This is a genomic window from Stenotrophomonas humi, assembly GCF_001431415.1.
Lineage (GTDB): Bacteria > Pseudomonadota > Gammaproteobacteria > Xanthomonadales > Xanthomonadaceae > Stenotrophomonas > Stenotrophomonas humi.
This window is the reverse complement of sequence record NZ_LDJI01000018.1, coordinates 25,300-31,922: the sequence shown is the minus strand read 5'-3', so window position 1 is coordinate 31,922 and position 6,623 is coordinate 25,300. Positions and strand designations below refer to the sequence as shown.

The window sequence follows — 6,623 nt, the reverse complement described above, 5'->3', positions numbered from 1 at the left end:
GCCCTTGCGCCAGCGCAAGGGCGCTCAACGGGCTACGAACCAATGGTTCGCAAGCAAGCCCGCATCACCCCGCTCGCGGGAGAGGGGCTTGAGCAACGGCCCAGGCAAACGCTCAAGCAAAGGCTTGAGCAGATGCCTTGCGCTTCAGCGTTTCAATGTCCCGCGCAATCACACCCCTTCCAACCCGGCTGCTTGCTGGTCTGGCCGATGCCGGGATTGAAGGTATTGCTCGGATCCAGCTGCCGATAGAAATCCGCCAGCGCCGGCTTGGCCGGGTAGAGATGGCCGACGTTGTGTTCGGCCGGGTACTCGGCACCGCGTTCGTCGAGCAGCTTCCACATCGCATGCTCGATCGCCATCGGGTCCTCGCCCCTGCGGGCGATGTAGTCCTGGTGAAATACGTGGCACAGGAAGTGGCCGTAGTAGAGCTTGTGCAGCAGGCGGCCATCCAGATCGGCCGGCAACTGCTCGAACCACTCACGGTCATCGCGACGCAGCGCGATATCCAGCGCGACGATGTCCTGCACCTGCGCACGATGCACTTCGCGATAGCGCACGGCCGCACCTGCAACGGCAAAGCGATGCAGGAAGGCCTTGCGCCCCTCATCCGGCGCGCAATGGAAGTAACCACCTTCATGCCCAGCGAAGAACTCCCGCAACCAGGCTTCGGTCGCCGCGGCGTCCTGCGCCGACACCTTGAGCAGCAGATGATGTTCGTAGCGCTGGCGGAACTCGCCCATACGCGCCGGCAGGTGCGAGGGCAGCAGGCTGGTCAGCAGCTGCATCACATGGTCTGTAACGCCACGCAGGCCCAGCCGTTCAAACCAGCCATCCACGCGGCTCTTCAATGCAAACGCAGCGGGTACGCGCGCGGTGCCGAGCTTGTCGATCAGCAGGAACGTGTCCTTGCCGTAACGTTCGCCGATGTCATAGGCCACACGGTGAATGTACTCACCGGAGATCGGCAGGCGCTCGAAGCCAGTCAACAGGTGACGACGGATTTCGGTAAGGCTGCCGGTGCGGTTGCTGCCGATGTAGAACACTTCGGCCGCCTCCTTGGCGAAGGTGTCCAGGCGCACCGCGAATACCGCAAGCTTGCCAGCCGAGCCGGCCGCCTCGTAGTGACGGCTCGGGTCAGCGTTGAAGCGCGCCGGGGTGGCCGCATCCACCTGCCGCACCTGTTCGGCGTAGCGCGGATCGGATCCTGCACGCTCGCCGACAACACGCACATCGGCTGGCTGGTAGTCCCCTGCCTGCAGCCGCTGCAACATCTCTTCAGGCGTGTCGCCCAGGGCAATGCCCAGATGATTGACCAGTTGCAGTTCACCGGCGCTGTCTACCCGCGCATACAGCGCCATTTCGGTATACGCCGGACCGCGTCTTACCAACGAGCCGCCAGAGTTGTTGCACACACCGCCCAACACCGACGCACCAATGCACGACGAACCAATCACCGAATGCGGTTCGCGCCCCAGCGGCGCCAGGACCTGTTCCAACCGATCCAGCGTGGCACCGGGCAGGCACAGTACCTGCCGCCCTTCATCAAGCAACTGCACACCGGTCAGGCGCAATGTGTTGATCAGCACGATGGGCCGCGCATAGTCATCGCCATCGGGCGTGGAACCACCGGTCAACCCGGTGTTGGCAGCCTGCAGGATGATCGCCGCCCCACCCTGCACGGCAGCCTGCAGCGCGCGCCACATCTCGAGCAGGCTGCCGGGGCGCACCACCGCCAGCACCGGGCCATCGCCGAAGCGATAGCCTTTGCGAAAGCGACGCGTTGCTTTGTCACCGGTCAGTACATACGCGTTGCCAACTGCAGCACGCAGCTGCGTCAACAACGCTTCGTTCGCGCTCATGCCAGGTTGACCAGTGAATCGCGGCTGATGTCAGCAATGCGGCGTGCGCCGGTCAGCGTCATCGCCACGCGCATCTCCTTGGCGATCAGGTCCAGCAGATTGGCAACGCCGGCCTCGCCCTGCGCAGCAAGCGCATAGACGAAGGCGCGACCGAGCAGCACGCTGTCAGCGCCGAGCGCGAGCATGCGCACCACGTCCAGACCGTTGCGGATGCCCGAGTCGGCGATAATCTTCAGGTCGCCCTGCACCGCATCGGCAATGGCCGGGAGCGCACGCGCCGAGGACAGCACGCCGTCGAGCTGGCGACCGCCGTGATTGGAGACCACGATGCCGTCCGCACCAAAGCGCACTGCGTCGCGTGCATCGTCTGGATCGAGGATGCCCTTGATCACCATCGGGCCCTTCCAGAACTCGCGGATCCATTCCAGATCCTTCCACGAGATGGACGGATCAAAATTGTTGCCCAGCCAACCGATGTAATCCTCCAGCCCGGTCGGGTTGCCGCGGTAGGCGGAGATGTTGCCCAGGTCATGGGGCTGCCCTCGCAAGCCCACATCCCATGCCCAACGCGGATGCGTCACGGCCTGGCCGATGCGGCGGATGCCGGCATTCGGCCCGCTCATGCCCGAATGCGCGTCGCGATAACGCGCGCCCGGCACCGGCATGTCCACGGTGAACACCAGCGTCGTCACGCCCGCCGCCTGCGCACGTTCCAGCGCGTTGCGCATGAAGCCTCGGTCGCGCAGCACGTACAGCTGGAACCACATCGACCGCTTGATCGACGGTGCGACTTCCTCGATCGGGCACACCGACACGGTGGACAGGGTGAACGGCACGCCACGGCTGTCGGCTGCACGCGCGGCCTGCACTTCACCGCGACGCGCGTACATGCCGGTCAGGCCGACCGGAGCGAGCGCCACCGGCATCGCCAGTTTCTCGCCGAACAGCTCGGTTTCCAGGCTCAGCTCGGACATGTCACGCAGCACGCGCTGGCGCAACGCGATATCGGCCAGATCGGAAACATTGCGCCTGAGCGTGTGCTCGGCATACGCGCCGCCATCGATGTAGTGGAACAGGAACGGCGGCAGGCGACGCTGCGCGGCCGCACGGTAATCGGTGGAGGCGGAAATGATCATGGGTCAACCGTGGGAGGAAGGGAGCCGCGAAGCCCTCGCACGCCGGGCTTCGTTGTCATCGAGCGTGCGCAGCGTGGTGTGCACGAACTCAAGATGGGTATGCGCGGCGGCACGCGCACGTTCGGGGTCGCCCGCCAACACCGCATCCATCATTTCGCGGTGCTGGCTGGACAAGGGTGAAAACGTCGTCGCTGACGTATAAAGCTTCTCGCGGCTCTGCGAGATGTTGGTCTGCAACAGCTCGAACAGGCCGCGCATCACCTGCAACAACACCAGGTTGTGCGAAGCCTCGGCAATGGACAGATGGAATGCCGCGTCGGCCTGTGCTTCACCGGCGGGATCATTCTTGCCATGCGCATCGAGCATGGTCTGGAATGCCTGCGCGATGCGCGTACGGTCTTCGTCGGTCGCCCGCAAGGCGGCGTGCCAAGCGGTGGCGCCTTCCAGTGCGTGGCGGATCTCCAGTACGTCGAAGCGGTACTCCGGATCGCCCTGGAACAAGGGCAGGTACGGTGCCAGTGGCTCATCCAGCATCTGGCGCGCACGCGCGGCGGGTTCGGCGACATAGGTGCCGCCGCCTACGCGGGCGATCAAAAAGCCCAGGCTGCCCAGCTGTGCGATGGCTTCGCGCAGCGCGGTGCGCGACACCCCGAGCTGCACTGCCAGCGCGCGCTCGGAAGGCAGCCGGTCGCCCGGCTGCAGTTGTTGCTCGTCCACCAGCGCGCGCAGCTGCACGGCCACCTTGTCGGAAATGCGTTGAGTGCTCATGCCGACATTGTGGCCCGAAGCCCAGCGCGGTGGCGGAAGGACGCTGCCATGGCTCAGGGAATCATCCAGGTGAGCCAGTAGGCCTGCGCGGTGGTGATCAACCCGACCATCACCGTGAAGATCAGGCTGTGCTTGACGGTGAAGCGGAACAGGTCCGCCTCCTTGCCGGCCAGGCCCACTGCCGCACAGGCGATGGCGATGGACTGCGGCGAGATCATCTTGCCGGTGACGCCACCGGTGGTGTTGGCCGCAACCAGCAACACTTCGGACACGCCGATCTGCTGCGCCGTGGTGGCCTGCAGGGCCGAGAACAAGGCATTGGACGAGGTGTCCGAGCCGGTCAGGAACACGCCCAGCCAACCGAGGAATGGCGAGAAGAACGTGAAGGCATCGCCGGTATGCGCCAGGGCCAGCGCCAACGTTGCCGACAGGCCGGAGTAGTTGGCGATGAAGGCGAAGGCCAGCACCATGCCAATCGAATAGATCGGCATCTTCAGCTCGTTCACTGTCTCGGCGAACGTGCGCACCGCTGCACGTACCGGCATGCGCAGGTAGACGATGGTGATGACCGCGGCCAGCATGATCGCGGTGCCGGTGGCCGAGAACGCATCGAACTTGTAGACCGCTTCATACGCAGTCGGCGCATTCACGATCGGCGGCATTTTCTGTACCAGTTGATCCAGGCCCGGCACCGGCAGTTTCAGCACCCAGCTCTCCAGCGGGCAACCGGCGGCGAACAGCGCCTTGAACGGCTTGATGCTCCACAACGTGACCATCGCAGTGAGGATCAGGAACGGTGACCACGCCTTGGCGATCTGGCCGGCGCTGTACCGTGGTGCCTCCAGCGCCTGTGCGGCGGCTTCGGCGCTGGCCTCGGTTTCGAAACGGAAGATGCGGCGCGGCTGCCAACGGCGAAGGAACAGGGTCAGGCACACCAGCGAGGTCAGCGACGCGGTGATGTCCGGCAGCTCCGGGCCGATGAAGTTGGACGTCAGGTATTGCGCAATGGCAAACGAACCACCGGCCACCAGCACCGCCGGCCAGGTTTCCTTGACGCCACGCCAACCATCCATGATGGCCATGATCCAGAACAGCACGATCAGGGTCAGGAATGGCAGCTGGCGCCCAGCCATCTGCCCGATCTCGAACGCATCCAGCCCGGTGACCTGGCCGGCGACGATGATCGGAATGCCCATCGCACCAAATGCCACCGGCGCGGTGTTGACGATCAGGCACAGCCCCGCGGCATACAGCGGTTTGAAACCCAGCCCGACCAGCAGCGCGGCGGTGATCGCCACCGGCGCACCAAAACCGGCGGCGCCTTCCAGAAACGCACCGAAAGCGAAGCCCACCATCAGCATCTGCAGGCGCTGGTCCTCGGTCACCGACAGGATCGACGCGCGGATGATCGCGAACTGGCCGGTCTTGACCGCAACCTTGTACAGGAACACCGCGCCGATGATGATCCAGGCAATCGGCCACAAGCCGTAGATGAAGCCGAAGCCGGCTGCACCCAGCGCCTGCTCCAGCGGCATGCGATAGAACAGCAGCGCCACGGCCAGCGCGATCACCACGGTGATCGTGCCGGCCAGCCAGCCTTTCATGCGCAGCACGGCCAGGGCGACGAAGAAGAAGGCGATCGGCAACAGCGCGATCAGGCTGGACAGCCAGAGGTTGCCAGCGGGGTCGTACAGTTGTTCCCAGGGCTGCATGCAGGTTCTCGACTAAGGCGAAAGGCGGCCCACCCGCAGGTGGAGGTTTGCACTACCACTCACATTGGTATTACCAATATCAGGCAAGTGCGGTCAACGAGCCGCGATTGAATCGCCGTTTCAGCAAAGATCCTATTAGACCATAGGGTTAAGTCCCGTTATTGGTCGTACCAATTTGAAGAACTTGATGAGTTCATCCGGTACCTACCCGCCGCCCGGTCAAGCCCATCGCCCCCGGGAAGCTCTGGTTGTGCCAGCCATGCATGCCCGCCCCCGCAACAAGCGCCCGCGTGCGCCGCACTTACCCGGGCGTTTTTTCCTCGTGCATGCCAGCAGTCGCATGCAACGCAGCTGCCGGGCGGCTTCACCGAAAGACCCACGCGCAAAGAAAAACCGGCAACGTTTCCGCGCCGGTTTTCCTGTTTACCCCCTGACTGCGTTCGAGCGACTTACAACCGCTGCCAACGCGGTCCGTCACCTCGACGCCAATACACCGCCAGCGCCTTGCCATACACCGCATCGGCATCCACCAGCCCAAAGAAACGGCCGTCGAAACTGTTGCCGCGATGGTCACCCAGCACCAGCAGTTTTCCGGCTGGGATGATCATGCCCGCGATATCCGGGCCACCGCCTTCGTCCAGATCCAGCTGCACCTGTTTGCCAGCGAATGCTTCGTTGGCCTGCGATTGCTGCAGCGGTTGACCGTTGATGCTCAGGTAGCCCGCGTGCAGGGCCACACGATCACCCCCTATCGCCACCACGCGCTTGATCAGCCGCGTGCCATCGGCCGGTGAATCGAACACCGCCACATCGCCGCGTTGCGGCTGGCCATTGGCAAGCAACCGTACATTGGTGAATGGCAGGCGCAGGCCATAGGCGCGCATGTCCACCGCAACCCGGTCACCGGGCTGCAGGGTGGGCTGCATGGATCCACTGGGTACCTGGTAGTGATTGGCCAGGCTGTCGCGCGCGGCGAACAGCAGCAGCAACATCACCGCCAGCGGCAACGCCTCCCGCCGCAGCCAGGCAAGTACAGGAGGAAGTCGGGGGGCCGCTGTTGTCTCATTCATGCCGATCACCACAGGGGAAGGTGAGCAATGGACATGCCCGGACGGCGGCAAGTTCCCGCAGGAAGCTACGCATTATTT

5 protein-coding genes are annotated in these 6,623 nt (G+C 64.2%); all 5 read right to left on the bottom strand.

Annotated elements, in window-relative coordinates:
* Positions 1 to 152: 152 nt before the first annotated feature.
* On the bottom strand, positions 153 to 1,859 hold the full coding sequence (gene dld, locus ABB26_RS09500) for a D-lactate dehydrogenase (protein WP_057633505.1): 1,707 nt from the start codon (positions 1,857 to 1,859) through the stop codon (positions 153 to 155).
* Positions 1,856 to 2,995, bottom strand: coding sequence for an FMN-dependent L-lactate dehydrogenase LldD (lldD, locus tag ABB26_RS09495; protein ID WP_057633503.1), 1,140 nt, complete (start codon positions 2,993 to 2,995; stop codon positions 1,856 to 1,858). The genes dld and lldD overlap by 4 nt, the downstream gene beginning before the upstream one ends.
* Before the next feature lie 3 nt (positions 2,996 to 2,998).
* Entirely contained in the window at positions 2,999 to 3,763 is a 765-nt protein-coding gene (lldR, locus tag ABB26_RS09490; RefSeq protein ID WP_057633501.1) for a transcriptional regulator LldR, read from the bottom strand.
* 53 nt (positions 3,764 to 3,816) lie between these two features.
* The gene (gene lldP / locus ABB26_RS09485; RefSeq protein ID WP_057633498.1) at positions 3,817 to 5,475 is read right to left on the bottom strand and encodes an L-lactate permease; all 1,659 of its coding nucleotides are present in this window, start codon (positions 5,473 to 5,475) and stop codon (positions 3,817 to 3,819) included.
* A 449-nt stretch (positions 5,476 to 5,924) separates the two neighbouring features.
* A complete protein-coding gene (gene lepB / locus ABB26_RS09480; RefSeq protein ID WP_057633511.1) occupies positions 5,925 to 6,545 on the bottom strand; it encodes a signal peptidase I in 621 nt (206 codons plus the stop codon).
* Positions 6,546 to 6,623 lie beyond the last annotated feature (78 nt).